The following is a 26,205-nucleotide window of genomic DNA, read 5'->3' on the forward strand; positions in this document are numbered from 1 at the left end:
AGCGAACTCTCAGGGAGGCGGGTCGTCCCGCCACAGTCGATATTCCCTGGGGTCGTCCCCGGGGCTGACCGGCGCGCAGGAAACGCGCGGGCGGTATGTTCAGCGGATGGTGCCTCTCAGTTCCAGACCAGCACTTCGGCGGGCGTCGGGTTCCAGCCGTTACAGGGGTTATTCAGCTGCGGACAGTTGGAGATCAGCACCATCACGTTACACGCCGCCACCAGCTCCACATATTTGCCGGGCGCGGACAGGCCATCGGCAAAGGTCAGTCCCCCTTCGGGCGTGACCGGCACATTCATGAAGAAATTGATGTTGGCGCCGATATCGCGCTTGTGCAGGCGACCATCGTGCAGACAGGCGCAGAGAAAGTTATCGCGGCAGCTGTGCATGTAGCGCTTATCCTGGGCGTAGCGCACCGTGTTACTTTCCTGCGAGCAGGCGCCGCCCAGGGTGTCGTGACGACCGCAGGTGTCGGCGACGATAGTCAGCAGCGGATTTCCCAGGTTTGAATAGAGCACGCTGCCGGTGGTCAGATAGACGTTTCCCTGACGGCGCAGCGTACGCTGAGGATCGTATCGTTCACGTGGGTTGTCGGCGTTATAAAACAGGGTGTCGATCGCCTGATTGCCTTCGAGGTCGAGCAGGCGCAGCGTCTGGCCCTTTCTGACTTCAAACAGCCACGGCTCGCCCGCCGGGATCTGATGGCGATAGCACGCCTCTTCGGGAGAACGTTCAGAGTGGATGAGGGACATGGCAGCCTCCTTACAGGGCAAAAAAGCGGGTGTTCTGAAATGCGCGCTGGTTCTCATCGCGCGTAAGCATGGCGTCCGTCACGGCCTGACTGTCGTCGGCCTGATACCAGCTCAGCTGGACCGGGCGCGGGTTGTATTCCGTTGCCGGATCCTGCGGATGCGGCAGCGCGGTGAGGATCAGCAGCACATCCATTGGCGCATAAAGCTCCACGTAGTCGCCCGCACGGCTGTTATCCGGGCTGAATGCAAACCGGCCCGCGTCATCCACCGTGACCCGGCTGAAGAAGTTAACCACCATCAGCAGATCCGCCAGATCCAGATCCCATTTGCCCATCTCAACCAGCAGATTGTCCGCGCCGTTGCGATAGAAGCCGTTGCGCAGCTCCTGATAGCGCCCTGCGCCATACTTCTCCCGCGTCTCAGCCGCGTTGAGCACGCCGCCAAAGGGATCGTGCCAGCCGCAGCTGTCGGCGACGATCGCCGCCATAACACGGCCCATATCGGAGTAGAAACAGTGTCCTCGTGTCAGCCGCGCAGTGTGTTGCCCTTTCAGGGTGTCCGGCAGGTTCAGGCGCTCACTTTTTTCGTGGGGATTGAGCATCATCATGCTGACGTTAGCGCCGCCGTCGATATCGGTCAGGCGCAGGATTTGCCCTTTACGCAGAATCAGTGAGGTATGGGCGCCACCCGGCAGCCGCTCGTCGCGCAGGGCCGGGGCGGAGTGAAACAGTGGGGTCATCGGGCGATCTCCTTAATCGGATAAATGTTGTTATGCGTGCCGGTCGCCAGCTGGGAGAGCCGGGTCTCGTTGAGCGGAATGTCGTAAGTAATCCGCGCGCCCCACGCATTCGGGGCCTGAGGATCGAGGCGGACTTTGTCGAAGACCAGCAGCCGGGTGCCGAGATTAAAGCCCTCGGCCAGGTCGTGGGTGACCATAAACACCGTCATGCGGGTTTCGCTCCAGAGCTGAAGCAGCAGCGCGTGCATATCTTTGCGAATGCCGGGATCCAGCGCGCCAAAGGGCTCATCCAGCAGCAGCACGCGCGGCTGCATCACAAACGCCTGGGCAATCGCCAGTCGCTGCTGCATACCGCCTGAGAGCTGTGCCGGATATTTGCCGAGCGCATGGCCCAGCCCGACCTTCTCCAGCATCGTTTTTGCCCGGTCGCGGGCCTGGCGTTTCCGGGCGCCGAGCAGCCGTCCCAGAAACGGCGAAGCGGGCAGTTCAAGACCGATAGCGACGTTATCCAGCACGTTGAGGTGCGGAAACACGGAATAGCGCTGAAAGACCACGCCACGGCTGCGATCGGGTTCGGCGGGCAGTTGCGCACCGTCCAGCGTGATCGATCCACGCGTTGGCTTCTCCTGCCCGAGCAGCAGCTGCAGAAAAGTCGATTTTCCACAGCCGGAGGCACCCACCAGCGAACAGAACTCTCCTTCTTTTACCTGCAGGTTGATACGCTCCAGCACCACATGGTCGCCATATTCCTGCCAGATATTTTTGATGTCGATAAAACTCATTCCCGGCCTCCTTCCGCCCAGGGGAAACAGGCCTTATGCAGCTGATGCAGCGCCAGATCCATCAGCCATGCCAGCAGCGTTATCCAGATGACATAAGGGATGATGACATCCATCGCCATATAGCGGCGCACAAGGAAGATGCGATAGCCCAGACCAGCCGTGGCGGAAATCGCCTCGGCGGAGATCAGGAAGAGCCACGCCGAACCCAGCAGCAGACGCAGCGAGGTGATCAGCCGTGACATCAGTTGTGGCAACACGACGCGCAGCACCACCGTCCAGCTGTTGGCTCCCAGGGTCTGCGCTTTGATAAACAGCTCGGCGGGGATCTCCCGCGCTCGCTGCTCCAGATCGCGCGCCAGCATCGGCGTAATGCCGATGACGATAAGCATCACTTTTGACAGCTCATCCAGCCCGAAGACGATAAACAGCATCGGCAGCAGCGCCAGCGGCGGGATCATCGACACCACGGTCATAAAGGGCGACAGCGCCGCACGGCTCATGGGGAAGACACCCGCCGCGATACCGATGCACAGGCCGATAAGCGACGAGATCGCCAGTCCGGTCAGCAGGCGGCTCAGGCTGATCCAGGTATCCACCCACAGCAGAAATTCCCCGCTGCGCTTGTCAGGCGTAAAGGCCATCCGATCAATGGCCGCAATCATCTGCGACAGGCCAGGCAGCAGCTTGTCATGCGGATTCGCCTCCAGGCGCACCGCAGAACTGATAAACCAGGCGGCGGCCAGCAGCACAAAAGGTAATAGCATCAGTGTCAGGCGCATGCCCTGGCGGGGATAGCGGTTGATATGGCGCATGGCTTGAACTCCCGGGGTCAGTGATTAGAGCCTGCCCGCGGCGGCCATCTTCAGATAACTGTCGTCAAAGCGCAGTCTGATGTTGGCAGGATCACCGACAGTGACATTGCCAGGAAACTGCATCCCGATGAAGTCGGCACTCTGCGCACCCTCGCCCAGTAAGCCTTTATCAAAGGAAAACGCAGCGACGCGCTGCATGGTTTTCGGCAGGTCGGGCGAACTGACAAAGGTGGTGGTTTCTGCGGGCGTCGGGAACAGGTGGGTCGTTTTCAGCTGAGCCTGATAACCGGCGAGATCGGTGCCCGAATCGGCGGCCATCGCGCTCAGCGCCTGCTTATCACCGGCCTGCATTTTCGCCATCATCTCAAACCATGCCCCGGTCAGCGCCTTGCCCAGCGCAGGGTTCTCTTTCAGGGTGTCGGTATTCACCACCATCATGTCGATCAGTTCACCCGGTACGGCGGAGGAGCTGAAGACTTCGGTGGTCTGCGGCGTCTTTTTGATCACCGACAGCTGTGGATTCCACGCGACGGCCGCCTTAACGCCGCTGGTGCCAAAGGCCGAAACGATATCGGCATCGGAGGTGTTCACCACTTTGACATCCTTCTCCTGCAGTCCGGCCTTCTCAAGCCCCCGAACCAGCAGATAGTGAGAGACCGACAGCGCAGGCAGGTAGACCGACATCCCTTTCAGATCGCTGAGTTTCTTACCGGTCCCTTTCAGCACGATGCCATCGTTGCCGTCAGAATAACTGCCGGTGATCAGCGCCGTGGAGTCAACGCCGCCAGCCGCCGGAATGGTCAGGGCATCCATATTGGTCATGGTGCAGCCGTCGAACTGGCCTGCCGTGTACTGGTTGATCGACTCGATGTAGTCGTTCAGCTGGGTGATGTGAATTTTGATGCCATATTTGCTGGCCCATTTATCAATGATCTTTTCATTGCTGATGGCGCCCCAGGGCATCCAGCCCGCATAGATAGTCCAGCAGATGTTGAACTCTTTTTTCGCCGCGGCAAACGCGGGGGCGCTGACCAGCAGCGCCAGCGACATAACAAGCGTCAGGAGGGGGATTTCTTCATGGTTAACCTCTGGTTGGCACAAAAAAGGGAGCAGCGCAGGACACCAGATGGTGCCGCTGTCTCCCGGGCTTTTGTCCCGCCGTGTAACCTCGCAGAGGTCGCCAGCTCTCGGACCAGACATTCACCTGCGTGAACCGGAACCCTAGCCAGCTATTGATGATCTCATGTCTTACGCCGCCTACTGTCAGATACAGTGCAATTGGCGTACCAGGTTTTTAACTTAATATAATCAATGGTTTAAAAAAATAAGGCGTCGCCAGGCACCGGGATGGTGAGCCAGCCGCGCGCGTTGCACATAATCAGTGCCCTGTAAGGGCGTCCCTGCTGTCTCACTCTGTCACAATGACCGCCGCTGAAAAGGGCGGCAAACCGTGACGCCCTCCCTCCTTCGCTATATAATTACGTGCATAACGAAATTTGAGGAGCAGTAATGAAGCGTTTCTGGCAGGCATGCACACTCGGTTTACTGGGTCTTCTTCCCCTTTCATCTCAGGCGTCGCGTCAGATTACCGATCAGACTGGCCGTCAGGTTACCATTCCTGACCATGTTGATCGCGTTGTGGTGCTCCAGCATCAGACCCTGAATCTGCTGGTACAGATGAACGCTACCGATAAGATTGTCGGGGTAATGGCGAACTGGAAACAGGAGCTGGGCGAAGGCTACGCCCGTCTGGCGCCGGAACTGAACCAGAAAGCCACGCTTGGCGATTTGACGCACGTCGATCCGGAAAAACTGGTGGCGCTGCATCCGCAGGTGGTGTTTGTCACCAACTATGCGCCGCAGGCGATGATAGACAGCATCAGCGCCCTGGGTATTCCGGTGGTGGCTATCTCTCTGCGACATGATCGGCCCGGTGAACAAGCCAGAATGAACCCGACGATGAGCGACGAGGAAACCGCCTACGAACGGGGGCTGCGCGTAGGCATTACGCTCATCGGTGACATCGTCAATCAGCCCGCAGACGCCACGGCGCTGATCGCGGCCACCGACGAGGGCCAGCAGATTGTCCGTGATCGTCTGAAGGCGATCCCGGCGGATAAACGTATTCGCGCTTATATGGCGAATCCGGCACTGACTACTTATGGTGCGGGTAAATACACCGGCCTGATGATGCAGCATGCGGGGGCAGTCAATGTCGCCGCCACGACAATAACGGGTTTTAAAACGGTGTCGATGGAACAGGTGATCAGCTGGAACCCGCAGGTTATTTTTGTGCAGAACCGCTATCCCGCTGTGGTGAAAGCGATCATGCAATCCCCGCAATGGCAGCCCATCGATGCGGTTAAACACCACCGCGTTTTTCTGATGCCGGATTACGCCAAGGCCTGGGGCTATCCGATGCCGGAAGCGATGGGGCTGGGGGAACTGTGGATGGCGAAAAAACTCTATCCGCAGAAATTTCAGGATGTGGATATGACCAGGCTGGCCAATCAGTGGTATCAGCGTTTCTATCGCACCGGCTGGCAGGCAACGGACTGATGCTCAGGGTTGCGGCGGCAGGCAGTCTGAAACCGGTCTGGCCCGCGCTGATGGCGTGCTTCCCGATGCCGGTGGAGACCCGGTTTGGCCCGGCCGGTCTGCTGCGTGAAGAGATCGAAGCGGGCATGCCCTGCGATCTCTTCGTTTCGGCCAGCGAAGCGCATGTGCAGCCGCTGCGGCAGGCGGGTCAGGCGCTGGCGACTCAGACGTTTGCCACCAATACGCTCTGCCTGACCGTACGCAGCGACCGGCTTCAGGCGGGCGACGACTGGTTCACTCTGCTGACCCGTGACAGGCTGCGGATCGCCACCTCCACGCCCGTTGACGATCCCGCGGGTGACTATGCGCAGCAGCTCTTTTCGCGGATGGGAAAAGCAGGCGAAGCGGTGCGTCAGCGGGCAAGAGCACGAGTCGGTGGGCGCCACTCGCCCCCGATACCGCCCGGCAGGCTGGCGGCAGAATGGCTGATTCTGGAGGATCGGTCCGATCTGTTCATCGGCTACGCCAGCTATCGGGTGGCGCTGAGCCGGATTGCCGGGTTGACGGTCATGGCGATCCCGCCTGAATTTAACCCGGTAGCGCATTACTGTTACGCAATCATCGCGCCTGAAGCGCAACAGCTGGCCGATTTTCTGGTGTCAGAACGGGCGCAAATGCATTTCTGCAAAGCGGGCTTTGGCCGTGTGTTCGGGACATAAAACTATCTTCATCACATTACGCCAGCATCCTGCCCGTGGCTCGCATCGTGCGCGAACTATAATCGCTCACCAGAGGGTTACCGGCCCGGAACGGGTGCCTCAGAACTCCTCTGGCTCGCCCGGTAAAGGTTCGCTCAGTTCCTGCCCCTTTACGCCCGCATAAGTGATTACCAGTTCCGCAGGTGCTTCCAGCGTGTAGCCCCGGTGGGCGCTGTTAACGGTTTCATTAAAAGCTTCACCTGCCTGAAACGTGCGCTGCTCGCCGCTCTCTTTGTCTTCGACGATAAGGGTGCCGGAGAGAATAAACGCTGCATTGGGCATCGGATGAGTGTGCCAGGGGAGCGAGGTATGGGCAGGCAGCGACAGCCGCATCACGGTCAGTTCAGGTTCGCCAGCGGGATAAGCATCAATCACCTCGCCGTTCCAGGCCTGGCTGCTGCGCATCACCTCAACGGCGTTAATTTCGTTCTTTTGCTCTGACATGATAATCCCTGTTTTCCGTAAGCGTGCCGGTCATGAATGAGAAGTAAGCTTAGAAGAAATGGCGGTGACAGACCTGCTGTCCTGACAACTTATTACTGTCTGGCCGCATTAATTAGTCATGGGAAATAGCGGCTGACGACACCGCTGGTTATTTTATGCGCGATAATGGCCTTGCGGTTATAAGATATATCCCGGCGCGAGTTCGCAACCTGTCCGTTCTGTATTATCTTTGAAATCATCTACTACCTGAGGGATTTCTGATAATGAAAGGTCTGTTTACGGCATTACTCGCCAGTTCTGTTTTATTATTATCTGCCTGCTCGAAAGATGACGATAACAAAGTCAAAGTTGCCATTAATACCGGGCCGGATGAGGCGATCTGGCAGGTGGTTCAGCAGGTTGCAAAAGATAAATACAAACTTGATGTTGAGGTGCTCAACTTCAATGATTATGTGCTGCCTAATGAGGCGCTGAATAACAAAGAAGTGGATGCTAACGCCTTCCAGAGCCTGCCTTATCTGGAGTCGCAGTCCAAAGAGCGCGGTTATAAATTTGCGGTGGTCGGTAAAACCTTCGTCTTCCCGATTGCGGCTTATTCGCACAAGATCAAGAACATCAGCGAACTGCAGAATGGCGCCACCCTCACCATTTCTAACGAAGCCACAACGCTGGGACGCAGCCTGCTGCTATTACAGGCACAGGGTCTGATTAAACTTAAAGAGGGCGTAGGTTATTTACCGACTACGCTGGATATTACCGCGAATCCTAAGAATCTGAAGCTGGTTGAAGTGGACACCCCACAGCTGACCCGCACGCTGGACGATCCCAACGTAACGCTGTCGATTATTAATACGAATTTCTCTGCTCAGGCGGGATTATCCGCACACCGCGACGGCCTGTTTATGGAAAGCGCCTCATCGCCTTACGTGAACGCACTGGTTTCGCGCGAAGATAATAAAGACAGCGATAAAATTCAGAAGCTGAAAGCAGCGCTGCAGTCACCGGAAGTGGCGGCGAAAGCCGATGAAGTCTACAAAGGTGACGCTATCAAAGGGTGGTAAGCGCGCCTCTTTACGGATCGAAAAAGGCCGCAACCGTGTTGCGGCCTTTTTTGTGTCCTCGTGACGGCTATTGGTGATTAAGCAGCGACGTCAGCCCGGCACGGCACCGTCGGGTCAGTACGCAGTCAGGCGGCTGCCCCTTTCGGCTGCGCAGAGAGATGACCAGCCCATAAGCTGGCGACCCATTTCACCCCTTTTGACGTGAAGCGCGCCTGAGAAAACGCATGCTGGTTTTCACCCGTGCCGGTGTGCAGCGTGAAGTAGCCCGCCTGCAGGTGATAATGCTGCGGCGTCAGGGTGCCCTTCGCACGATACATGATGTTGCGTTCCAGCAGGAACTGACGGAATTCCGGCTCTTTGGCTTTCAGCATTTTGCAGAGCTGTCGGAAACCCAGCGCGCCATCCACCTCAACGAAGGTATCAAAGAACGCGGCTTTGGGTGCCGACAGTGCCAGCTGCTGCTCTGCGGCCTGGCGCTGTTCAAACTGTTCCGCCCAGGCACGCGCTGCTTCGGCAGGATTAGTAAAGTCAGGAAGATGGCTGGTTTTTTCCCGATCCTGCCAGCGGTCCAGCACTTCAGGGGTGAATCCCGGTGACAGGCGAGCGACGGCCAGCAGCGAATCACGCTTGTTCAGGCGGTACTCCTGACGCACTTCACCTTCCCGCTCATACTCACTGACGTTGAGTGGCTGGGAAAGACGCTGCGCTGTTTCCAGACTTTTAATTAACCGCTTCACTTCTCCGTGTGTGATGCCGGTCATCTGAGCCAGTTCACGGCTGCTCATTGTGACCGATTGTTCCAGAGATTTGAGGCTTTCAGTCGAAATCATCATGGGTTCACCCCTCACTAAAACGTGACCAGTACCCGGCGGGCAGTCCAATTATTATACAACTACCTGTTCATATATCCAGTGTTTTATTTAACCACTTGCATAACCGGAACCTGTCCCGCAAATGACAGGAAAAGAGGGCGGCTTTGGGGTTCAGAGGGGCAATACGGCCCGTTTTCAGACCGTGCAAACTGCTCTGACGGCGCAGATCCGTACTTCAGTCATTCACATTAGATAACAATCATGGACACAGACTCTTTACATTGCAGTATAGTGAAGGCAGTCAGCAGGTTACCGGCCTGTCAGACGCCCTTTTCGATTCGGGGTCAGAAAGCTACTCTGGCCCGTTACAACTGGATATTATCTTTTTACTGGAGTACGTCATGCAGCCGTTGAAAGTCGCCTTTATCAAAGCTAACTGGCATAGCGAAATCGTTTCACAGGTCCTGACCGGCTTTGAACAGGAAATGGAAAGTCGCGGAGCGACCTGTGAGATCAGGACATGGGACGTGCCGGGCGCTTTCGAAATGCCGCTGCTGGCGCAGCGTCTGGCGCAGACCGGCAAATATGATGCGATTGTCTGTGCAGCCCTGGTGGTGGATGGCGGAATTTATCGCCACGATTTCGTTGCCCAGGCAGTGGTCAGTGGTCTGATGCAGGCGCAGCTGGCGACCAACGTGCCCGTCTTCTCAGTGTCGCTCACGCCGCATAACTTCCAGCCCTCCGCCGAATTTATCGACTTCTATACCCTACACTTCGTGAAAAAAGGTCAGGAAGCGGCGCGGGCTGTCTGTCAGATTCACGCTCTCGAACTCTGACTGTCGACTGACTCAGACTGATACGGTGCTAATCAGCACCGTTATGGAGAAAACGATGGAACAATCCCGTCCGCCTTTACCGCCCTTCACGCGGCCTGAACAGGCGATTAAAAAAGTGCGACTGGCCGAAGATGGCTGGAACAGTCGCGACGCAGAACGGGTCGCCCTGGCCTACTCTGTGGAAAGTCAGTGGCGCAATCGTGATACCTTTCTGACTGGCCGGTCAGAAATTATCGCCTTTCTGCAGCAAAAATGGCAGCGGGAGCAGGAGTACAGACTGATAAAAGAGTTGTGGGCTTTTGATCAGAACCGGATTGCGGTACGTTTTGCCTACGAATGGCATGACGGGCAACGACAGTGGTATCGCTCTTATGGCAACGAGAACTGGGCATTCGATGAGCAGGGTCTGATGACGCAGCGTTTTGCCAGCATCAACGACCTGAAAATCAGTGAAGCGCAACGGCTGTTTCACTGGCCTCAGGGGCGTCGCCCTGACGACCATCCTTCACTCAGCGAGCTTGGCTTATAATTGTGGCCTGTTCAGCGGAGAGCATTGCTCTCCGCCAGCGCTTAATCAGCCCTGCTCTTTGCTTTCAACAAAGGCGGCTTTATTGCGGGTCACGGTATAAGCCACTTTTTTGACATCCTGCGGTGACGTGGTCACTTCAATCGGCGCAATTGTTACTTTGCCCAGGCCAAACAGCGTCGCCACATATCCGCCAACCTGGTGTTTGCCTGCAGTAACATGCAGCAGCTTGCTTTCACCATTTGGCAGTTTGCCAGCCTCTTTCCCATCGACTGTCAGGAAAACGCTGGAGCCATCATCTGCACGGGTCTTAATATGTGAGACATCAATCTGCGTCGGGCCAGCCGCAAATTCATCGGTGGCTTCCACAGGAGCATGTTTCGCACAACCGGTCAAAACAGCAGCAGCCGTCACAACGGCGAGAGTAAAACGATAACGCATTGGGCACTCATTCTCCTGATTATCAGAACGGTCTATTTTAACGGGTAACCTGCCGGAAGTAAGGGGGGAATCAGTCAGCATGCTCTTAAAAAATGTCTGACGGGAAAACCTGTTGTGACAATATACGTAAAGTTTCTTTACTGAATATATACACAGTCTTTTTCTCATGTCTGAAAATGCAATTCAACCTGCTGATCTGCCTGATTTCTCTCGCTGTATCAGGCTTTTTATACGTTTCTGCAGATGATTGAGCGACAACTATTTAATCGACTTTGCCCCTGTCATTTTATTTTGATCAGGTTCATAGTGGAGGTTCATCCCCGGGTTTATCCCGGCGGCCACTCCCTCAACAGAGGGTTCGATATGCAATTACATACGACTGATACGATTTGTGCATTAACCGGTGCGCATCCTGCGAATCTCAAACGCTGGATGAGGCAGGGGCTGCTGACGGCCCAGCCAGCTCCGGAAAGCTGGAGTGATGCTCAACTCAGCGAAATTTATGTTCTGATGAGCTTAACGGCAACGGGTGCCACGCTGGAGGAAATCTGGCAAAGTCAGCAGGCGGTAACGGCTGTGAAGACACAAGGCTGGGCGGCGCGCAAGGGTGACATGCTCTGGCAGCTGGAATTTGGCACGCCGCTGTCGCTGACCCGTCAGATGCGCACCATGTCCAGCAACTACAGCGGCGATGACTTCATTATCAATCTGCTGCGACCACTCAGCGCCTGGCTTCATGCTGATCGTCGTCAGGGCGCAGCCCGACGCCTTAATCGCTTTGAGCAGACCGTTCAGCAACAGGCTGATCGGGTGATGCGTGCCGCCGCACGTGATGTTTCCTCGGTTCCGCTGTTTCTGGAAGCGGTAAGCGTGATGGATAATACGGAGATCTGGCTGGAAGCGATTCGTCTGACGGCAATGGGCTTCAACGTGGTGGTTGACTCCCACGCAAGCGGTAAGCCCGCCCAAAAGACCCGGTATCATGAGCACCATATTATGTGGTGTGGTGCCGGAATTAATCAGGCGATGCAGGACTATTTCGACCAGGAATCTTATGCAGGGCATCCGGTCATGCTTTCCGGTCCCGACCGTAATCTGCTTTTTTCCCACCCTTCGGCATCCAGCGCTGCCTGACCGCAGGCAGCTCTCGCCCTGCTCTCTCTGCGCCAGCGTATATTTTTTTCTGTTAAGACTCTCTTAAGGTGGCGCCGTATACTGGTCGCTCAACCCTGACTCATTGACGAGACACTGATGAAAAAAACATTGATAGTTTCTGGTTTCTTCCTGCTCCCTCTCTCTTTCACCGCTGCGCACGCGGCTTCAGACCTGACCGGCTGTGCCGCTAAAAAGCAGGAGATTGAGACGCAACTCTCCTTTGCCCGCCAGCATAACAACAGCCAGCAGGCCGCTGGCCTTGAGAAAGCGTTGCGTGAAGTGGAGCAACACTGTACTGAAAGCGGCCTGCTGAAGCAGCGTCAGGAAAAGGTGGCGGAGAAAAAGCGCAAGGTTCAGGAGCGTGAGCAGGCGCTGACGAAAGCCAAAGCGGAAGGACGCAGCCCCAGCAAAATTCAGAAGCGGGAAGATAAACTGGCCGAAGCACGCCAGGAACTTGACGAAGCCGAACAGGCTCTGCGGCAGTAACACGTCGGGCCAGTCCGCCGGGCTGGCCTGCGTACTTTGCTCACCGGGTACGTTTTGCCCGCCTCGTTTTAACTCACTGATTCGCCTGCGCAAAACCTTACTGTTCCATTACATTATGTAATGCGTTGATTACTTATTTTCATGCACTTAATTGGTGCAATAAAGTCAATATGGCCGCCCTCAATTATTTCACTTTTTGAACGCCTTCAAAGAATTGAAAGATAGCGTTATTTTCCTCTCTATGCAGCAAATACGCACTCCTGGCGCATCATTATTCGCAACTGAGGGGGCTTATTCATCAATCTATTCACTTGCCCTGCCCCAAAAAGGGGCGTTGCGCTCCGTCTTCCTGTGCGATGCCACATCTTATTTGTTTCAGGAATGTTAGATTATGTCCGCGCCCTACAATGCGCTTACCATCCACGGCTCCACACAATAAATAACTTCATTAAGAAAGGTTTTTTATGGATAAGTTATCTTATGCGTCTGAAAGCAGCACATCTGCCTGGTCCACCTACCTGCAGCAAATTGACCGGGTGGCGCCCTACCTGGGCGATCTTTCACGTTGGATAGATACTTTGCGTCATCCAAAACGCGCGTTGATTGTTGATATCCCTCTGCAGATGGATGATGGCTCGATTCGTCATTTTGAAGGCTATCGCGTTCAGCACAACCTTTCGCGCGGACCGGGTAAAGGGGGATCCGCTTTCATCCGGATGTGGATCTTAATGAAGTGATGGCGCTCTCTGCATGGATGACCATCAAATGTGCGGCGGTCAATCTGCCCTACGGCGGCGCTAAAGGCGGCATCCGTGTCGATCCTTTCAAACTCTCTGAAAGTGAGCTTGAGCGTCTGACCCGCCGTTATACCAGCGAAATTGGCATCATTATCGGGCCGCAGAAAGATATTCCGGCACCGGACGTGGGCACCAACAGCAAAGTGATGGCGTGGATGATGGACACCTATTCCATGAACCTCGGCACCACCGTAACAGGCGTCGTTACCGGCAAACCGATTCATCTGGGCGGCTCACTGGGTCGTGAAAAAGCGACAGGCCGTGGCGTGTTTATTACCGGACGCGAAGTGGCGCGTCGCGCAGGCATTGAGATTGAAGGCGCACGCGTAGCTGTTCAGGGCTTCGGTAACGTTGGCAGCGAAGCGGCCCGTCTGTTCGATGACGCGGGTGCGCGTGTGGTGGTTATTCAGGACCATACCGCCACGCTGTTCAATGCCGACGGCATCGATATGTCGGCGCTGACCGAATGGCAGATTGCTCACAAACAGATTGCCGGTTTCCCGGGCGCACAAAGCATTGAGAAAGAGGCGTTCTGGACCACGGAAATGGATATCCTGATCCCGGCCGCGCTGGAAGGCCAGATTACCCGCGAACGTGCAGAGATCCTGAGTTGCAAACTGATACTGGAAGGGGCTAACGGCCCGACCTATCCGGATGCAGATGATATGCTGGCCACGCGCGGTATTATCGTGGTGCCGGACGTGGTCTGTAATGCCGGCGGTGTTACCGTCAGTTACTTCGAATGGGTGCAGGATATGGCCAGCTTCTTCTGGAGCGAAGAGGAGATCAACCGCCGCTCCGATAAAATCATGACGGAAGCAATGGTACACGTCTGGGAGAAGTCGAAGGAGAAAGCGTGCTCACTGCGCACTGCAGCCTACATTGTGGCCTGCGAGCGCATTCTGATGGCGCGTAAAGATCGCGGCATCTTCCCGGGTTAATCCTGCCGGCGCTGTTGCCAGCAACAGCGCCGCTATACCGCCTACTTCATCAGCACCTGAAACTGCGGGTTAAACTCATCGAAAATCGGCAAGGCAGCCGCACCCAGCGCTGCCGTGTCGCTGCCGGTCATGCCCCGCTTCAGTCGCATATCCAGAAGATAACGCCCACGTACCGACTGATAGAGAGGCGGCAGCCGCTCGACCATCTGTTCCAGTAACGGCGCAGGCATCATGCCGCCAATAATCACCGCTTCAGCATCAAACACCGACTCCAGAATATTTATGGCCTGGCGCAGTGGCGTGGCCACGCTCTCAATCCAGGCGGTGAAACGCACAGGGTCGATCTGCAGCAGATCCTCGGGCAGCGCCCGCATCGGATCGAGGCCGCAGAACTCATAGGCAGCCTGCAGTGAGACATAGCGCTCCAGACACCCGTGATTGCCGCAGTAACAGGCCCGGCCACCCGGCGCTACCACGATATGGCCGATTTCTCCCGCATTATGGGCGTGACCGGTGTAAATATGACCGTCGGTGAAGATGCCAGCCCCCAGACCGGTGCCGATATAGAGATAGATAAAGGAATTAAGATGGCGGGCGCAGCCGTGGAAGCGTTCGCCGATGGCGGCGACTGTGGCATCGTTTTCCAGCGTGACCGGCAGACCACTGATGGCGGTCAGCTCCGCCTCGATATCGACCTGTTCCCAGCCATTCAGCGTGGTCGGCCCGACCGAGGAGATGCCCTCTACCCCAAACGGACCCGGCATTACCACACCGATTCCCAGCACCTTCTGCCACTGCGCGCCCAGGAAAAGGCGCATCTCCGCCAGCACGCCAGCAATGCACGCCAGGGTGGCAGCCGGCTGGGGCTTCTGCACCATCACAAGGCGGCGAAAACGGACTTCACCGCTGAGGTCAACCAGCACCAGCAGCAGCGTCTGATGATCGAGATGAATGCCGATAGACCAGGCACTGGTGGGATTGAGCGTAACCGGAATGGAGGGCTGGCCACGCCCGCTGCGGCGTGGCTGGCGGCTGGTCAGCAGTCCGGCCTGCTCCAGTTCGGCCACGATGTTAGACACGGTCTGCGGCGTCAGCGAGGTCATGCGGGCCAGTTCGGCACGGGTCAGTTCCCCGTGCAGGCGAATGGCTTCGATTACCACGCGCCGGTTGTGCGCCCGCGCATGTTCAAGGTTGGTACCCGAGGTTTTCATGTTGTTTTCCATTACAGCGGGGCCTGACAGTATTGGGTGCCGGAGGCGGTCGGGCAAACAATATCTTTGATGCTGTACGCAATTCTGGCGTATTGCGATAGGCAATTTTGCCATAAAAGCGCAGTCTGTGTTTCAGCGTTGTTACGGAGTTGTTCATTAATCGCGAGATGAGTGGCACGCCGTTTGCTTATATCTGTCAGGCCATTTGACAAAGTGGCCCCGTTTACGCCCCTGATTAAATCAATCAAATTGATTTAATTAACCGACAGCCTGTTGCTGCATAGTGGAGAAGACCATGTCACAGCATTACATCCCCCAACTGAAAGCCGGTTTTGCTGCCTTACTGATGTTAAGCGCAGGCAGTGCGGCGGCGGCCAGCCAGATCAATGCCCTGTTTATGACCCAGGCAGCTTATAGCGAAAATGATATCCGCGCGATGACGCAGAGTTTCCAGCAGCAGCATCCCGATATCCGCGTTAACCTTGAGTTCGTGCCCTATGAAGCGCTGCATGACAAAATTGTGGCGGCGCGCGGCGCAGGGGGGAACGGCTACGATGTGGTGCTGTTTGACGCCATCTGGCCCGCAGAATTTGCCCGTTTCGACCTGCTGCAGGATGTCAGCGCCCGCATTACACCTGAGGAGAAAGAAAAGGTCTTCCCGGGTGCGATGAACACGGTGGTTTACAAAGGCAAGACCCTGGGCATGCCGTGGATTCTGGACACCAAATACCTCTATTACAACAAGGCCATGCTGGCCAAAGCAGGCATTACTACCCCGCCGCAGACCTGGCAGCAGGTTCTGGATGACGCGAAAATCATCAAGCAGAAACAGATCGTCACCTGGCCGCTGGTCTGGAGCTGGTCGCAGGCTGAGGCACTGGTGTGCGACTACACCACCCTGGTGTCCGGCTTTGGCGGACAGTTCTACCAGAACGGCAAGCTTGATTTCTCCAGCCCGGCCTCACTGAAAGCACTGAATCTGATGAAAAGCTCGCTCGACGAAGGTCTGAGCAATCCGGCTTCGCGCGAATACCTGGAGGAGGATGTCCGCAAGTCTTTTTCTAACGGTGATGCGGCGTTCGCGCTGAACTGGACTTACATGTACAACATGGCGAACGATCCGAAGCAGAGCAAAGTCGCGGGCGATGTGGGAATTATGCCTGCGCCGGGTGACGCACCGGGTAACGTCGGGGCAGTAAATGGATCGATGGGCCTTGGGATCGCCAAAGGCAGCACCCATCCCAATCAGGCCTGGCAGTATATCCAGTATATGACCTCTCAGCCCGTGCAGAACCAGTACGCGAAGCTGAGCCTGCCGATCTGGAAATCCTCTTATCAGGATGAGGCAGTGAAAAAAGGTCAGGAGAGCCTGATCGCGGCAGCGGACAAATCGCTGAACGTGATGCTGTCACGTCCGGAAACCGCCGATTATTCCCGTCTTTCGAACCAGCTTCAGCAGCAGTTGCAGCAGGTGTTACTGGGCAAAATCCCGGCCCAGGATGCGATGGCAACCGTGGATAAAAGCGCCGCCCGGCTGCGTTAAGGAGTGATGATGCTGAGTCTGCGTCAACGCGAACAGCGTCAGGCATGGGTGCTGCTGGCACCCATGCTGCTGGTGATGTTGCTGCTCACCGCCTGGCCCCTGCTGCGCACCATCTGGCTGAGCTTTACTGATGCTGCCCTGATTGGCAGCGGTGAGGCACCGGTCTGGGTGGGGCTGGAAAATTACCTCTACGCGCTCGGCGATGCTGATTTCCGGGCGTCGATTTGGCGTACGCTCTATTTCACGGTGGTTTCCGTCTCGTTCGAAGGCGTCATCGGCGTACTGGTGGCGCTGCTGCTTAATCAGAAATTTGTCGGGCGCAATGTCCTGCGGGTGCTGGTGATCCTGCCCTGGGCACTGCCGACCATTGTTAACGCGATGATGTGGCGGCTCAACTTTAACCCTGATTACGGCAGCATCAATGCCCTGCTTACGCAGCTCGGCATCCTCGACGGCTATCGCAGCTGGCTGGGATCGCCGGATGCCGCCCTGAATGCGGTGATGTTCGCGGATATCTGGAAAAACTACCCTCTGGTTACCCTGCTGGTGCTGGCAGCCCTGCAGTCGATTCCCGACGATCTGTTTGAAGCCGCCAGGCTGGATGGCGCATCCGCCTGGCGTCGTTTCCGGGCGATTACCTTCCCGGCGATCGTTGCACCGCTGGGCGTTGCGCTGGTGTTGCGCACTATCGATGCTTTTAAGATTTTCGACATCATCTATGTGATGACGCGCGGCGGGCCGGTCGACAGCACTAAAACCCTGAGTTTTTTCGTCTATCAGGAGTCGTTCAGCTACCTTCGCGCTGGCAGCGGTGCCGCCTACGCGATACTGATGACTCTGATGTGCGCCCTGCTGATTACGATCTATCTGCTGATGTTATGGCATCAGCGCCGCCGGAGTTCCGCCTATGAAAACTAAACTGCGCCAGGTGTTGCGTTACGGGGCCGCGCTGGTGGTAGCGATATCCATTCTGGCGCCGATGGGCTGGCTGTTTCTGATGAGCGTCAGTTCGGCCAGCGATTTGTCGCGTGTACCCCTTGAGTGGCTGCCGCGTCAGTGGGATTTCAGCCGTTATCGCGGGCTGATTTCGCTGGCCCCGAACCAGCCGGGCACGATTTTCCTGCATGCGCTGGGAAACAGTCTGCTGGTCGCCACCGTCGCCACGGCGATATCGCTGCTGCTGGCGATACCGGCGGCGTTCAGCTTTTCACGTTACAGCGGCCGCGAGGCCTGGCTGTCCGGCGCGCTGGCGATCTATATGGTGCCTCCCGTAGCCTTTGTGCTGCCGCTCTACTTTCTGCTGCAGCAGCTCGGGTTGCTCAATACCCGCCCTGGACTGGTGATGGTCTACTGCTCGCTGATCCTGCCGTTTCTGACCTGGATGCTGAAAAACCAGTTTGACTCGCTGCCGCGCGATATTGAACAGGCTGCGCGTCTGGATGGCCTGCGCTTCTGGCAGGTGCTGCTGCGCATCACACTGCCGCTGGCTAAACCGGTTCTGGGCGCAGCGGCGCTGTTTGGCTGGCTGCTGGCGTGGGATGAGTTTTTCTACGCGCTGCTCTTTACCAGCAATATTTCGGCACAGACCCTGCCGGTCGCCATCGCCGGTTTCACGGCCGGACGCGCGACGGATGATGGGCTGATTGCGGCGATCGGTATTCTGGCGTCGGTGCCACCACTGTTCATCGCCATCTGGCTGCAAAAGACGCTGGTCAGCGGTCTCACCAGCGGCGGAAGTAAGGGATAACCATGATCGGGACTACCGCATCCACCCTCTATGTGGTGGGCAATATCAATGTCGATTTAATCATGAGTACACTCGCCGAGTGGCCGCAGCGCGGCACGGAAGTGATGCTGCAGCACAGCGAGTTACGCCCCGGCGGCTCCGCCGGAAACTGCGCGCTGGCGCTGGAGGCGATGCAGGTGCCCCACCGGGCTATCGCGAATCAGGGCGACGACGGGTTCAGTCACTGGCTTGCCAGCCACTTTCCCCACAGCGCTGCACACTGGCCGCGCTACCCCTGCGAAACCTCGCTGACGGTCGGGGTGACCCATCCCGATAACGAGCGATCCTTCCTCAGCAATTATGGTCATATTACCGTGCTGACCGCAGAGGATGTCCTGGCACAGCTGCCCGCGCAGGCGGTGCCGGGCGACATCGTGCTGCTGTGCGGCACCTTTCTCTGTCTTGAACTCTATCAGCACTACCCGACGCTGCTGGCGACGCTGCAGCAGCGCGGCTTCTGTGTGGCCGTGGATACCGGCTGGCCGCCTGCGGGCTGGAGCAATGAAACGCGTTTGTATGTCGGTGAGTGGCTGGCGGCGTGTGACTGGTTGCTGCTGAATGAGGTGGAAGTGCTGGGGTTGACGGGCGCCGCGCAGCTGGACGAAAGCGGTGCCTCGCTGGCCGCGCGGCTCAGCGGTCGTGGCGGCTGCGTGATCAAGTGCGGTGCTGAGGGCGCCCGACTCTGGTCGGCCGCCTCGGTGCAGTACGCTGCCGCACAGCCGGTGACGGTGGTCGATACCATCGGTGCCGGTGACAGTTTCAATGCCGGCTTTCTCGCCGCACTGCTCTATGGTCAGCCCTCCCATACTGCGCTGCGCTGGGGCATTGATGTGGCGTCCCAGGCGATAAGCAGCTCTCCCCGCCGCTATCCCAGCTGGCAACAACTCCAACTTTCTAATGAGGCGCGCTGATTATGGCCCGTGTTGAACTTGTACAGGTGGCGAAGCGCTACGGTAAACAGAGTGTGCTGCATCCGCTGGATTTAACCATTCCTGACGGCAGTTTCACCGTGCTGGTAGGCCCATCTGGCTGCGGTAAATCGACCCTGCTGCGGCTGCTGGCCGGGCTGGATACCGTCTCTGACGGGGCCATCATGCTGGACCAAAAGCGCATAAACGACCTTGATCCGGCAGATCGCGATATCGCCATGGTGTTTCAGAGCTATGCGCTCTATCCGCATCTTACCGTGGCCGAAAATCTGGCCTTTCACATGCAGGTGAAGAAGGTGAAGCGTGAAGAGCAGAAAAGCAAAATCGCCCGTATCGCGGCGATTCTGGGCATCGATCAGCTGTTGCAGCGCTATCCCCGCGCACTGTCGGGTGGACAACGGCAGCGCGTGGCGATGGGCCGGGCGATGGTGCGAAATCCGCAGGTCTTTCTGTTTGATGAGCCGCTCTCGAACCTGGATGCGCAGCTGAGGATGGAGCTGCGTGCCGAGATTAAATCGCTGCATCAGCGTTTCAAAACCACAATGGTGTATGTCACGCACGACCAGATTGAGGCGATGACGCTGGCGGATCAGATCGTGGTGATGAAAGAGGGGGTGATTGTGCAGCAGGGTGCGCCGCTGGCGATCTATGATCGCCCGGTTAACACCTTTGTCGCGCGGTTCATCGGCTCACCGTCGATGAATCTGCTGGCGGCACGCTTTGAGAGGCGGGACGGCCTACCGGGACTGCGCTGTGGCGAACAGTGGCTGCCGTTGCCGCGGCGCTGGCATGACGCCGCACAGCGACAGGCTGATCAACCGGTCACGCTGGGCGTACGCCCGCACGATCTAATCATTGATGTCAGCGGACAGCCTGCCACGGTCAGCATCGTCGAGATCACGGGCGAATCGACGCTGTTACATCTCAACTGGCAGGGCTTTGCGCTTCATCTGCAGCTCAGCGGGCGCAGCGATGCGGTGCCGGCTGGCACGCTCCCGGTGACCGTTAACCCGGAGAAGATGCACCTGTTTGACGCCAGCAGCGGTATGCGGCTGACAGAGCAGTGATCCACGGCGGTCAGCCGCGGATGCAGGCGGCTGGCCTGCTTAACGTGACGCGCCTGCGCCGGGGTTAAATCGCGCGTCACAGGGGCGTTTGCGTCCTGCAGCGCACGCGGACCGCCTGAGCCGCCGCACTTACCGGATGCGGCGACACTCAGGATTTACGCCAGGTGGAACTGCTCGACCGACTGCGCCAGCTGCTGAGCCTGATCTTCCAGCGAGCTGGCGGCGGCCGACATCTGCTGCACCAGCGCGGCGTTCTGCTGGGTGGTGCCATCCATCTCATTGACGGCAATGGTGATCTGGCTGATGCCCCGTGCCTGTTCATCGGAGGCCGTCACCATCTCGCCGATGATCCCCTGCACCGAACTGACGGCCTGCATCATCGCCTGCATGGTCTGACCGGCATCGTTAACCAGCCGGACGCCACTCTCGACCCGGACGCTCGACTCCTCGATCAGAGCCCCGATCTCTTTCACCGCGTTCGCACTGCGCTGCGCCAGGTTACGCACCTCTGAGGCAACAACCGCAAAGCCGCGCCCCTGCTCGCCTGCCCGCGCCGCTTCCACCGCCGCGTTCAGCGCCAGAATATTGGTCTGGAAGGCGATGCTATTGATCATAGTGGTAATGTCGCCGATTTTTTTCGAACTGTCGTCGATCTGCGCCATGGTCTGCACCACCTCGCCCACCAGCGAGGCTCCGCGGCTGGCGATGTGGGTGGCATTTTCGGTCAGGCTGGTCGCCTGTTTCGCGTTGTCGGCATTCAGCCGGATGGTGGCGCTGATCTGCTCCATGCTGGCAGCGGTCTGCTCCAGCGCAGCGGCCTGTTCTTCGGTGCGCGAGGCCAGATTAAGGTTGCCGCTGGCGATTTCGCCCGCGCCCTGCCGCACCGATTCGCTGGCATCTTTAATCTGACCGACGATCTCGCGCAGCTGATTCTGCATCGTTTGCAGGGCGAAGAAGAGGCTGTGACTATCGCCCTTCTTCACGCTGATGGTGTTGTCCAGTCGGCCGTCAGCCACGGCCAGCGCAATGTTCGCTGCCTCGATGGGCTCACCGCCAATCGGCCTTAACACCTTACGGCTGAAAAGCATGCCAAGTACGGTGCCGACCAGCAGGATACTGACCACCATCAGCAACACCGCCCACATCAGCTGGCGGTTAGCTGCGGCCATGACCTGACTGACCGGTGCCACCACGCCGAGATACCAGGGTTTATCGCTGTTGCCGATCACTATCGGCTGCCAGGTCATCAGGGCCTTTTCACCCAGCACCGGGTCGAAATGTTCGACGACCTTCGGGGTAAAATTGTCTTTCTCGCCTTTCCACGCTTTTCCGGCTTCTTCTTTCACCGGGGAGGAGACCACCTTGCCGCCATTCGAGAGCAACAGAGCATAACCGGTGCCCTGCCAGGGTTTAATCTGGTTCACTTTCTGCTGCAGGGAGGCCAGCGAGATATCGGCAGTAACGATTGCCTTAAGAGTGCCCTGCTCGAAAATCACGGCGGCAACAGAGGTCAGCAGGGTGGGTACGCCATTGTAGGCGTAGCTGTAGGGTTCGATTAGCGTATCTTTTCCGGCTTTATGCGGTACCAGGTAGTAATCCCCGTCGCCGGGCGTCAGAAAGGCGTCGAGCGGATGCATCACATAGTTACCGGCAGTATCGCGGTCCACGAACCAGGCATAGCGGCCTTCAGGTGCCTGACCGGGCAGTTTTGCAAACTCCGCATCGCGGCCATCAAAGGCGTTTTGTTCAAAGGTTACGGACATTGACAGATAATCAGGGTTGGCGCGCAGCGCATACTCCATCACCTTATCGACTACTTTACGATCGCCGATCCCGGCATGGGGTAAGGCAATGACGCTTTGTCCGAGGTGGTTCGCCACATCCCGCGCATGGCTCAGCTCCTGCTGAACCTGCAGGGCGCGACTCTGGGCAATCTGCTGCAGATACTTCTCTGCCAGCAATTTCTGTTCACCGGCGGACTGCCAGCTCAGGACGCCGATGGTGACGCTGAATCCCAGCATAATTGTCAGCCCGCCCATGACCAGCATCTGTGTGCGGGTGCTCATCTTTTTTTTATGTGTTACCTGACTGGCCATCGTGGTTCCCCCGAAAATTTACCTGTTTCCTGCCCTCCCTGTGAATGTGGTGCTCCCTTTATCCTCTATCGGCGGCGTTTTTTTGAACTTTAACGACGGTTTTCGGACAGCGTGAAAGGTTTCAGCCCAGGTGATATGGGGAAATTGATCTGAAAGGGATTACAGCTTTGATGGTGAACGGGCTTTTTTTGATCTGCAACAATACTGCCGCCTGGTATTACTGTCAGTTTATCGCCATCGCTGTTGCAGCTTTGTCACCGAGGAGCGTTCAATGATGAGTAAACCTTTGGCAATTGGAATGATCGTCTGGTTAGCCTATGTCGCCTGGATCGTTCACTACTATTCAGACACCTTTATGCAGTTCTCCCGCTAATTAAACAGGGCCTGCGGGCCCTTTTTCTTGTCTTCCGGACCAGCAGGTTGGCCAGTGAGCCTTTTATTCGCTATTATCACCTCATTTCATGAGCCGAATAATGGTGCTTATTCGGCTCATCCACCCTGATCGTGAGCCGCTTATGAGCGTTACCTGGATCTGGCAGCAACCGGACTGGCCCCATTTTTACTGGCAGGATGCGGTGCTGTTACCGCGCCTGCGCCATCTTCAGCAGCAGCGCGGCCTGCTGCTGGGGCGTGCCAGCCTGCAGACCGACGGCGAAACACAGACACTGGATACCCTGCTCAGCAATATCCTCTCCTCCTCCGCAATCGAGGAGGAGCGGGTCAATGTGCAGTCAGTACGTTCGTCACTGGCACGCCGGCTCGGTGTGTCGGAAGCACAGCCTTATCCGGTGTCCGATCGCTCAGAAGGGCTGGCCGCCATGATGCTGGATGCAATTAATAACCGCAGCCAGCCGCTGACGCTGGAACGTCTTTATCAATGGCATCACTGGCTTTTTCCGGCGGATGAGTGGACGGTGCAGCGCCTGAGCGTCGGCACACTGCGCGGCAGCGAGCCAATGCAGGTTATTTCAGGACGCCTTGACAGGCCCACGGTTCATTTTGAAGCGCCGCCGCGTCACGGACTGGAGCCCCAGCTGGCGCAGTTTATCGACTGGTTCAACAGCAGCCAGCAGAATGTGATGCTGGACCCGCTGCTGCGCGCCGCCATCAGCCACTTGTGGTTTGTCACTCTGCACCCGTTTGATGATGGCAATGGTCGTATCACCCGTGCATTAACCGATCTGGCGCTGGCGCAGGCGGACAGTCAGAGCATTCGCCTTTATGCCATGTCTTCCGCTATCCTGGCGCAGCGAACCGGCTATTACCGAATTCTTGAACAGACGCAAAAAGGCGACCTCGACATCACACCCTGGCTGGTGTGGTTTCTGGATATTCTGGATGAGAGCCTGCAGCAGGCGATGCAGGTTATCGAACGCACGCAGAAAAAGGCACGTTTCTGGCTGCGGCATCAGGGAACCGGTTTAAGCCCTGAACAGGTAAAGGTGATGAACCGGTTGCTGGATGGCGGGGAGCAGGGTTTCGAGCTGGGCATCAGCGCCAGTCAGTATCAGAAAGTCGCGAAAGTAAGTAAGGCAACCGCGACGCGACATCTGGCCGAACTGGTGGAAAAAGGCTGTCTTTACAAACTGGAAGGCGGCGGCAGGAGCACCCGTTACCAGGTCAGCCACGCGGAAAACAAGGCGGTCTGAGGCCGCGCAGGCCAGAAACGACAACGCCGGAAGGGTGGCTTCCGGCGTTGTGGCGATCAGGCGGCTTTAACGGCGCGCACTTTCTTTGTCGCGGGCTCGTCTGCCTGCTCGCTGGCATCCTGATCGGAAACGGCGCCAGACTTCGATGCGCTGGCCGCCACTGTCGGCAGTTTGCTGGTGCGCAGGATATGCTGAACAGCATCTTTCTGATCGGCCATCAGCAGGCCCAGCGTTTCTGCCTGAGATTCGCCCATATCAGGCTGCTGCTGTAACAGCCAGTCGGTGAAGGCTTCGGCCATATCGAGCATTTTGTCGTAGGCATCGGCCTCTTTCTTATTGGCAAACGTCATCTTCTCTTCACCCTTTCTGACTACTACAAATTTTGTTTCAACAGCCATCTTTTTCGCCCTCAGGTACTGTGTATACATACAGTATATCATGCCGGTAATGCATTGCCAGCAGAGAATAGCGTTTACGGGTTGTGCGCAGGCTAACCTTGTCCACGCACAGGTTTTTTATTTTTCTTGTGCCAGTGCTCACTACACCAGCAGCTCCTCAAGAAACATCGCCAGCGCTTTGCGCGGATCGTCCTCTTCGGAGACGATCACCTCGATCCCCCACTGCCCCAGCACCTCTTTCGCCACCGGGTTGTTCCGGTTGGTGAACAGGTAGGATTTGGGCCGCGCGGTCGCCAGCCCGGTACGTCCCCACATTTTGGTCAGGCGGTAGAACAGCAGGCGGATATTGAAATCGCTGATGCTGTAGCCGACAAAGAGTACCGAATTGCCCATGACATCGTGCGTCAGTTTGATGTCGAGCGGCGAGTCGAAATAAAGGCGTTCAAAATAGCTGCTCTCATCGAGCACGATGGAGGTGTCATCGTCAAAGTCACCGTGCAGCTTGATGATGTGGCGTTTATCCTCGGTGAGAGAGACCAGGTCGGCCGCATTGGCTACTTTGTAGTAAGGCACACCGTTGGCGTCGTGCGCTGCTTCCAGCCAGCGGTCATAATTCGTCGTGTAGATACGGGAGAAATTTCCCTGGGTGATCATGGTGTGAATTTCCGAAGACCGGACATCGATATCCGGACGATGCCATTCACGATCCATCCAGCTACGCAGCGGGCCGAGCGAGCCTTTTTTCTGTTTGTAATACTCCGCCAGCGACAGGTGGGTTCCGTAGGTGTTAAAGATTTTCGGGTCGTAACCCAGCTCGTTGGCAAGATGCGCAATCAGTTCATGCCACTCCGGCAGGCCGAAATTGCGCGAGATACCCGCCCCGGCGAACAGGATCAGTTTGCCGGAGTCATAAGCACGCTTAAGTTCAGGTTTCATGCCACGCTCCGCGAGGTTTTTAAAAAGGTGGCAAAGCGATCCAGCGCGATACGGCGCATTGAGATCTCATTTTTAAGTTCACCCATTTCTGCAAAGGTCTGGTCATAGCCTTCGGGGACAAACACGCAGTCCCACTGAAAGCCGCGCGTGCCAGCAGGTTCTGCGGCGATGGTGCCGCGCAGTTCGCCCGAAAACTGATACATTTTGCGACCATCGCAGTAGCCGAGCACCGTCTTGGCGGTCACGGCCTGGCTGTCGAGCCCCTGCACCAGCGCGGTAAAGCGATCGGCGTCCAGACGGTTCCAGAAAATGCGGGTCAGTCCGGCGGGCAGGCCGTTCAGGCCATCCAGATAAAGGCCGGTATGTTCGACAAACAGCGGTCGCCCTATCAGGGAGAAGGCTTTGGTGAGTTTGTCGCGCACCAGGTCCAGCTCGTTCTCGGTCTGAATCTCTTCGATACGACGGGCGATGGGCAACACTTCGACCCCGACAGGTTCGAGAATTTTGCGCACCTCCGCCAGTTTTTGCTCATTGGCAGAAAGGAATCTGATTTTCATGGGGCTTCCAGGTCAATTACTCCGGCACGCCGTGAGGGTTTTTATGGGTTCAGGCGGGCAGGATAAATCACTAACGCTGGAGAGTGTAGTTCAATTCCGGGGTCATCCACTGACCTGAGACAGAACCGGCAGGCTTCTCTGCCGGTTCTGTCG

At 57.1% G+C, this 26,205-nt stretch carries 26 protein-coding genes, 1 pseudogene and 1 riboswitch; of the genes and pseudogenes, 14 read left to right on the forward strand and 13 right to left on the reverse strand.

What is annotated here, in order from left to right; translation table 11 throughout:
• Nucleotides 1-116: 116 nt before the first annotated feature.
• From ACLHDD_RS19680 to ACLHDD_RS19700, 5 genes are read right to left on the reverse strand one after another with little or no spacing between them, the layout of a single operon-like run.
• Nucleotides 117-752, reverse strand: a complete 636-nt coding sequence (locus ACLHDD_RS19680; RefSeq protein WP_427105513.1) for an urea amidolyase associated protein UAAP2 — start codon at nucleotides 750-752, stop codon at nucleotides 117-119.
• A 10-nt stretch (nucleotides 753-762) separates the two neighbouring features.
• The gene (locus ACLHDD_RS19685; RefSeq protein WP_427105514.1) at nucleotides 763-1,491 is read right to left on the reverse strand and encodes an urea amidolyase associated protein UAAP1; all 729 of its coding nucleotides are present in this window, start codon (nucleotides 1,489-1,491) and stop codon (nucleotides 763-765) included.
• Nucleotides 1,488-2,273, reverse strand: a complete 786-nt coding sequence (locus tag ACLHDD_RS19690; protein ID WP_427105515.1) for an ABC transporter ATP-binding protein — start codon at nucleotides 2,271-2,273, stop codon at nucleotides 1,488-1,490. The genes ACLHDD_RS19685 and ACLHDD_RS19690 overlap by 4 nt, the downstream gene beginning before the upstream one ends.
• Complete coding sequence (locus tag ACLHDD_RS19695) at nucleotides 2,270-3,085, reverse strand: ABC transporter permease (protein WP_427105516.1); 816 nt, start codon at nucleotides 3,083-3,085, stop codon at nucleotides 2,270-2,272. The genes ACLHDD_RS19690 and ACLHDD_RS19695 overlap by 4 nt, the downstream gene beginning before the upstream one ends.
• A gap of 24 nt (nucleotides 3,086-3,109) precedes the next feature.
• Complete coding sequence (locus tag ACLHDD_RS19700; RefSeq protein WP_427105517.1) at nucleotides 3,110-4,135, reverse strand: putative urea ABC transporter substrate-binding protein; 1,026 nt, start codon at nucleotides 4,133-4,135, stop codon at nucleotides 3,110-3,112.
• A gap of 87 nt (nucleotides 4,136-4,222) precedes the next feature.
• Nucleotides 4,223-4,321, reverse strand: a riboswitch (guanidine-I (ykkC/yxkD leader).
• A 273-nt stretch (nucleotides 4,322-4,594) separates the two neighbouring features.
• On the opposite strand from ACLHDD_RS19700, the gene ACLHDD_RS19705 reads away from it, so the two are divergent.
• Both ACLHDD_RS19705 and ACLHDD_RS19710 read left to right on the forward strand, forming a co-directional pair.
• Nucleotides 4,595-5,644, forward strand: a complete 1,050-nt coding sequence (locus ACLHDD_RS19705) for an ABC transporter substrate-binding protein (protein WP_427105518.1) — start codon at nucleotides 4,595-4,597, stop codon at nucleotides 5,642-5,644.
• Nucleotides 5,644-6,342 (forward strand): substrate-binding domain-containing protein, encoded by a 699-nt coding sequence (locus ACLHDD_RS19710; RefSeq protein WP_427105519.1) that lies wholly within the window; start codon nucleotides 5,644-5,646, stop codon nucleotides 6,340-6,342. The genes ACLHDD_RS19705 and ACLHDD_RS19710 overlap by 1 nt, the downstream gene beginning before the upstream one ends.
• 99 nt (nucleotides 6,343-6,441) lie before the next feature.
• On the opposite strand, the gene ACLHDD_RS19715 is transcribed toward ACLHDD_RS19710, so the two are convergent.
• Complete coding sequence (locus ACLHDD_RS19715; protein WP_427105520.1) at nucleotides 6,442-6,825, reverse strand: cupin domain-containing protein; 384 nt, start codon at nucleotides 6,823-6,825, stop codon at nucleotides 6,442-6,444.
• 263 nt (nucleotides 6,826-7,088) lie between these two features.
• Between ACLHDD_RS19715 and ACLHDD_RS19720 the strand changes: the two genes are divergently transcribed.
• Complete coding sequence (locus ACLHDD_RS19720; protein WP_427105521.1) at nucleotides 7,089-7,886, forward strand: MetQ/NlpA family ABC transporter substrate-binding protein; 798 nt, start codon at nucleotides 7,089-7,091, stop codon at nucleotides 7,884-7,886.
• Between the two features lie 125 nt (nucleotides 7,887-8,011).
• Here ACLHDD_RS19720 and ACLHDD_RS19725 read toward each other — a convergent pair whose 3' ends face one another.
• A complete protein-coding gene (locus ACLHDD_RS19725; protein WP_427105522.1) occupies nucleotides 8,012-8,719 on the reverse strand; it encodes a phage antirepressor KilAC domain-containing protein in 708 nt (235 codons plus the stop codon).
• Nucleotides 8,720-9,099: 380 nt separating this feature from the next.
• On the opposite strand from ACLHDD_RS19725, the gene ACLHDD_RS19730 reads away from it, so the two are divergent.
• Nucleotides 9,100-9,534 (forward strand): 6,7-dimethyl-8-ribityllumazine synthase, encoded by a 435-nt coding sequence (locus ACLHDD_RS19730; RefSeq protein WP_427105523.1) that lies wholly within the window; start codon nucleotides 9,100-9,102, stop codon nucleotides 9,532-9,534.
• A gap of 55 nt (nucleotides 9,535-9,589) precedes the next feature.
• A complete protein-coding gene (locus ACLHDD_RS19735; protein ID WP_427105524.1) occupies nucleotides 9,590-10,063 on the forward strand; it encodes a DUF1348 family protein in 474 nt (157 codons plus the stop codon).
• Between the two features lie 45 nt (nucleotides 10,064-10,108).
• On the opposite strand, the gene ACLHDD_RS19740 is transcribed toward ACLHDD_RS19735, so the two are convergent.
• Entirely contained in the window at nucleotides 10,109-10,501 is a 393-nt protein-coding gene (locus ACLHDD_RS19740) for a hypothetical protein (protein WP_427105525.1), read from the reverse strand.
• A gap of 363 nt (nucleotides 10,502-10,864) precedes the next feature.
• Here ACLHDD_RS19740 and ACLHDD_RS19745 point away from each other — a divergent pair, with 363 nt between their 5' ends.
• The 3 genes and pseudogenes from ACLHDD_RS19745 to ACLHDD_RS19755 all read left to right on the forward strand — a co-directional run bounded on the left by ACLHDD_RS19745 (nucleotide 10,865) and on the right by ACLHDD_RS19755 (nucleotide 13,880).
• Nucleotides 10,865-11,635 carry a transcriptional regulator gene (locus ACLHDD_RS19745; RefSeq protein ID WP_427105526.1) on the forward strand — a complete coding sequence of 257 codons (771 nt, stop codon included), beginning with the start codon at nucleotides 10,865-10,867 and terminating at the stop codon, nucleotides 11,633-11,635.
• 117 nt (nucleotides 11,636-11,752) lie between these two features.
• Complete coding sequence (locus tag ACLHDD_RS19750; protein WP_427105527.1) at nucleotides 11,753-12,142, forward strand: DUF1090 domain-containing protein; 390 nt, start codon at nucleotides 11,753-11,755, stop codon at nucleotides 12,140-12,142.
• A 464-nt stretch (nucleotides 12,143-12,606) separates the two neighbouring features.
• Nucleotides 12,607-13,880: pseudogene (locus ACLHDD_RS19755) on the forward strand (Glu/Leu/Phe/Val family dehydrogenase).
• 41 nt (nucleotides 13,881-13,921) lie between these two features.
• On the opposite strand, the gene ACLHDD_RS19760 reads toward ACLHDD_RS19755, so the two are convergent.
• A complete protein-coding gene (locus tag ACLHDD_RS19760) occupies nucleotides 13,922-15,091 on the reverse strand; it encodes an ROK family transcriptional regulator (protein WP_427105528.1) in 1,170 nt (389 codons plus the stop codon).
• Between the two features lie 295 nt (nucleotides 15,092-15,386).
• Here ACLHDD_RS19760 and ACLHDD_RS19765 point away from each other — a divergent pair, with 295 nt between their 5' ends.
• Genes ACLHDD_RS19765 through ACLHDD_RS19785 form a run of 5 tightly spaced genes read left to right on the forward strand, consistent with a single transcriptional unit; the run spans nucleotide 15,387 to nucleotide 20,416 of the window.
• Nucleotides 15,387-16,634: an extracellular solute-binding protein gene (locus ACLHDD_RS19765; RefSeq protein WP_427105529.1), complete on the forward strand. Its 1,248-nt coding sequence runs from the start codon at nucleotides 15,387-15,389 to the stop codon at nucleotides 16,632-16,634.
• Nucleotides 16,635-16,643: 9 nt separating this feature from the next.
• Nucleotides 16,644-17,552, forward strand: coding sequence for a carbohydrate ABC transporter permease (locus ACLHDD_RS19770; RefSeq protein WP_427105530.1), 909 nt, complete (start codon nucleotides 16,644-16,646; stop codon nucleotides 17,550-17,552).
• Entirely contained in the window at nucleotides 17,542-18,381 is an 840-nt protein-coding gene (locus tag ACLHDD_RS19775; protein WP_427105531.1) for a carbohydrate ABC transporter permease, read from the forward strand. Before ACLHDD_RS19770 ends, ACLHDD_RS19775 begins: the two co-directional genes overlap by 11 nt.
• A 2-nt stretch (nucleotides 18,382-18,383) precedes the next feature.
• The gene (locus ACLHDD_RS19780; RefSeq protein WP_427105532.1) at nucleotides 18,384-19,331 is read left to right on the forward strand and encodes a carbohydrate kinase family protein; all 948 of its coding nucleotides are present in this window, start codon (nucleotides 18,384-18,386) and stop codon (nucleotides 19,329-19,331) included.
• A 2-nt stretch (nucleotides 19,332-19,333) separates the two neighbouring features.
• A complete protein-coding gene (locus ACLHDD_RS19785; protein ID WP_427105533.1) occupies nucleotides 19,334-20,416 on the forward strand; it encodes an ABC transporter ATP-binding protein in 1,083 nt (360 codons plus the stop codon).
• A gap of 155 nt (nucleotides 20,417-20,571) precedes the next feature.
• On the opposite strand, the gene ACLHDD_RS19790 is transcribed toward ACLHDD_RS19785, so the two are convergent.
• Entirely contained in the window at nucleotides 20,572-22,512 is a 1,941-nt protein-coding gene (locus ACLHDD_RS19790; protein WP_427105534.1) for a methyl-accepting chemotaxis protein, read from the reverse strand.
• A gap of 515 nt (nucleotides 22,513-23,027) precedes the next feature.
• On the opposite strand from ACLHDD_RS19790, the gene ACLHDD_RS19795 reads away from it, so the two are divergent.
• Nucleotides 23,028-24,161, forward strand: a complete 1,134-nt coding sequence (locus ACLHDD_RS19795) for a Fic family protein (RefSeq protein ID WP_427105535.1) — start codon at nucleotides 23,028-23,030, stop codon at nucleotides 24,159-24,161.
• A 56-nt stretch (nucleotides 24,162-24,217) separates the two neighbouring features.
• Here ACLHDD_RS19795 and ACLHDD_RS19800 read toward each other — a convergent pair whose 3' ends face one another.
• The 3 genes from ACLHDD_RS19800 to ACLHDD_RS19810 form a co-directional block, all read right to left on the reverse strand.
• On the reverse strand, nucleotides 24,218-24,559 hold the full coding sequence (locus ACLHDD_RS19800; RefSeq protein WP_427105536.1) for a YebG family protein: 342 nt from the start codon (nucleotides 24,557-24,559) through the stop codon (nucleotides 24,218-24,220).
• Nucleotides 24,560-24,700: 141 nt separating this feature from the next.
• On the reverse strand, nucleotides 24,701-25,495 hold the full coding sequence (locus tag ACLHDD_RS19805; protein WP_111138400.1) for an SIR2 family protein: 795 nt from the start codon (nucleotides 25,493-25,495) through the stop codon (nucleotides 24,701-24,703).
• Nucleotides 25,492-26,052, reverse strand: a complete 561-nt coding sequence (locus ACLHDD_RS19810; RefSeq protein ID WP_427105537.1) for a non-canonical purine NTP pyrophosphatase — start codon at nucleotides 26,050-26,052, stop codon at nucleotides 25,492-25,494. The genes ACLHDD_RS19805 and ACLHDD_RS19810 overlap by 4 nt, the downstream gene beginning before the upstream one ends.
• Between the last annotated feature and the right edge of the window lie 153 nt (nucleotides 26,053-26,205).

This window comes from Pantoea sp. NSTU24 (assembly GCF_050157905.1).
Classification (GTDB): Bacteria; Pseudomonadota; Gammaproteobacteria; order Enterobacterales; family Enterobacteriaceae; genus Pantoea.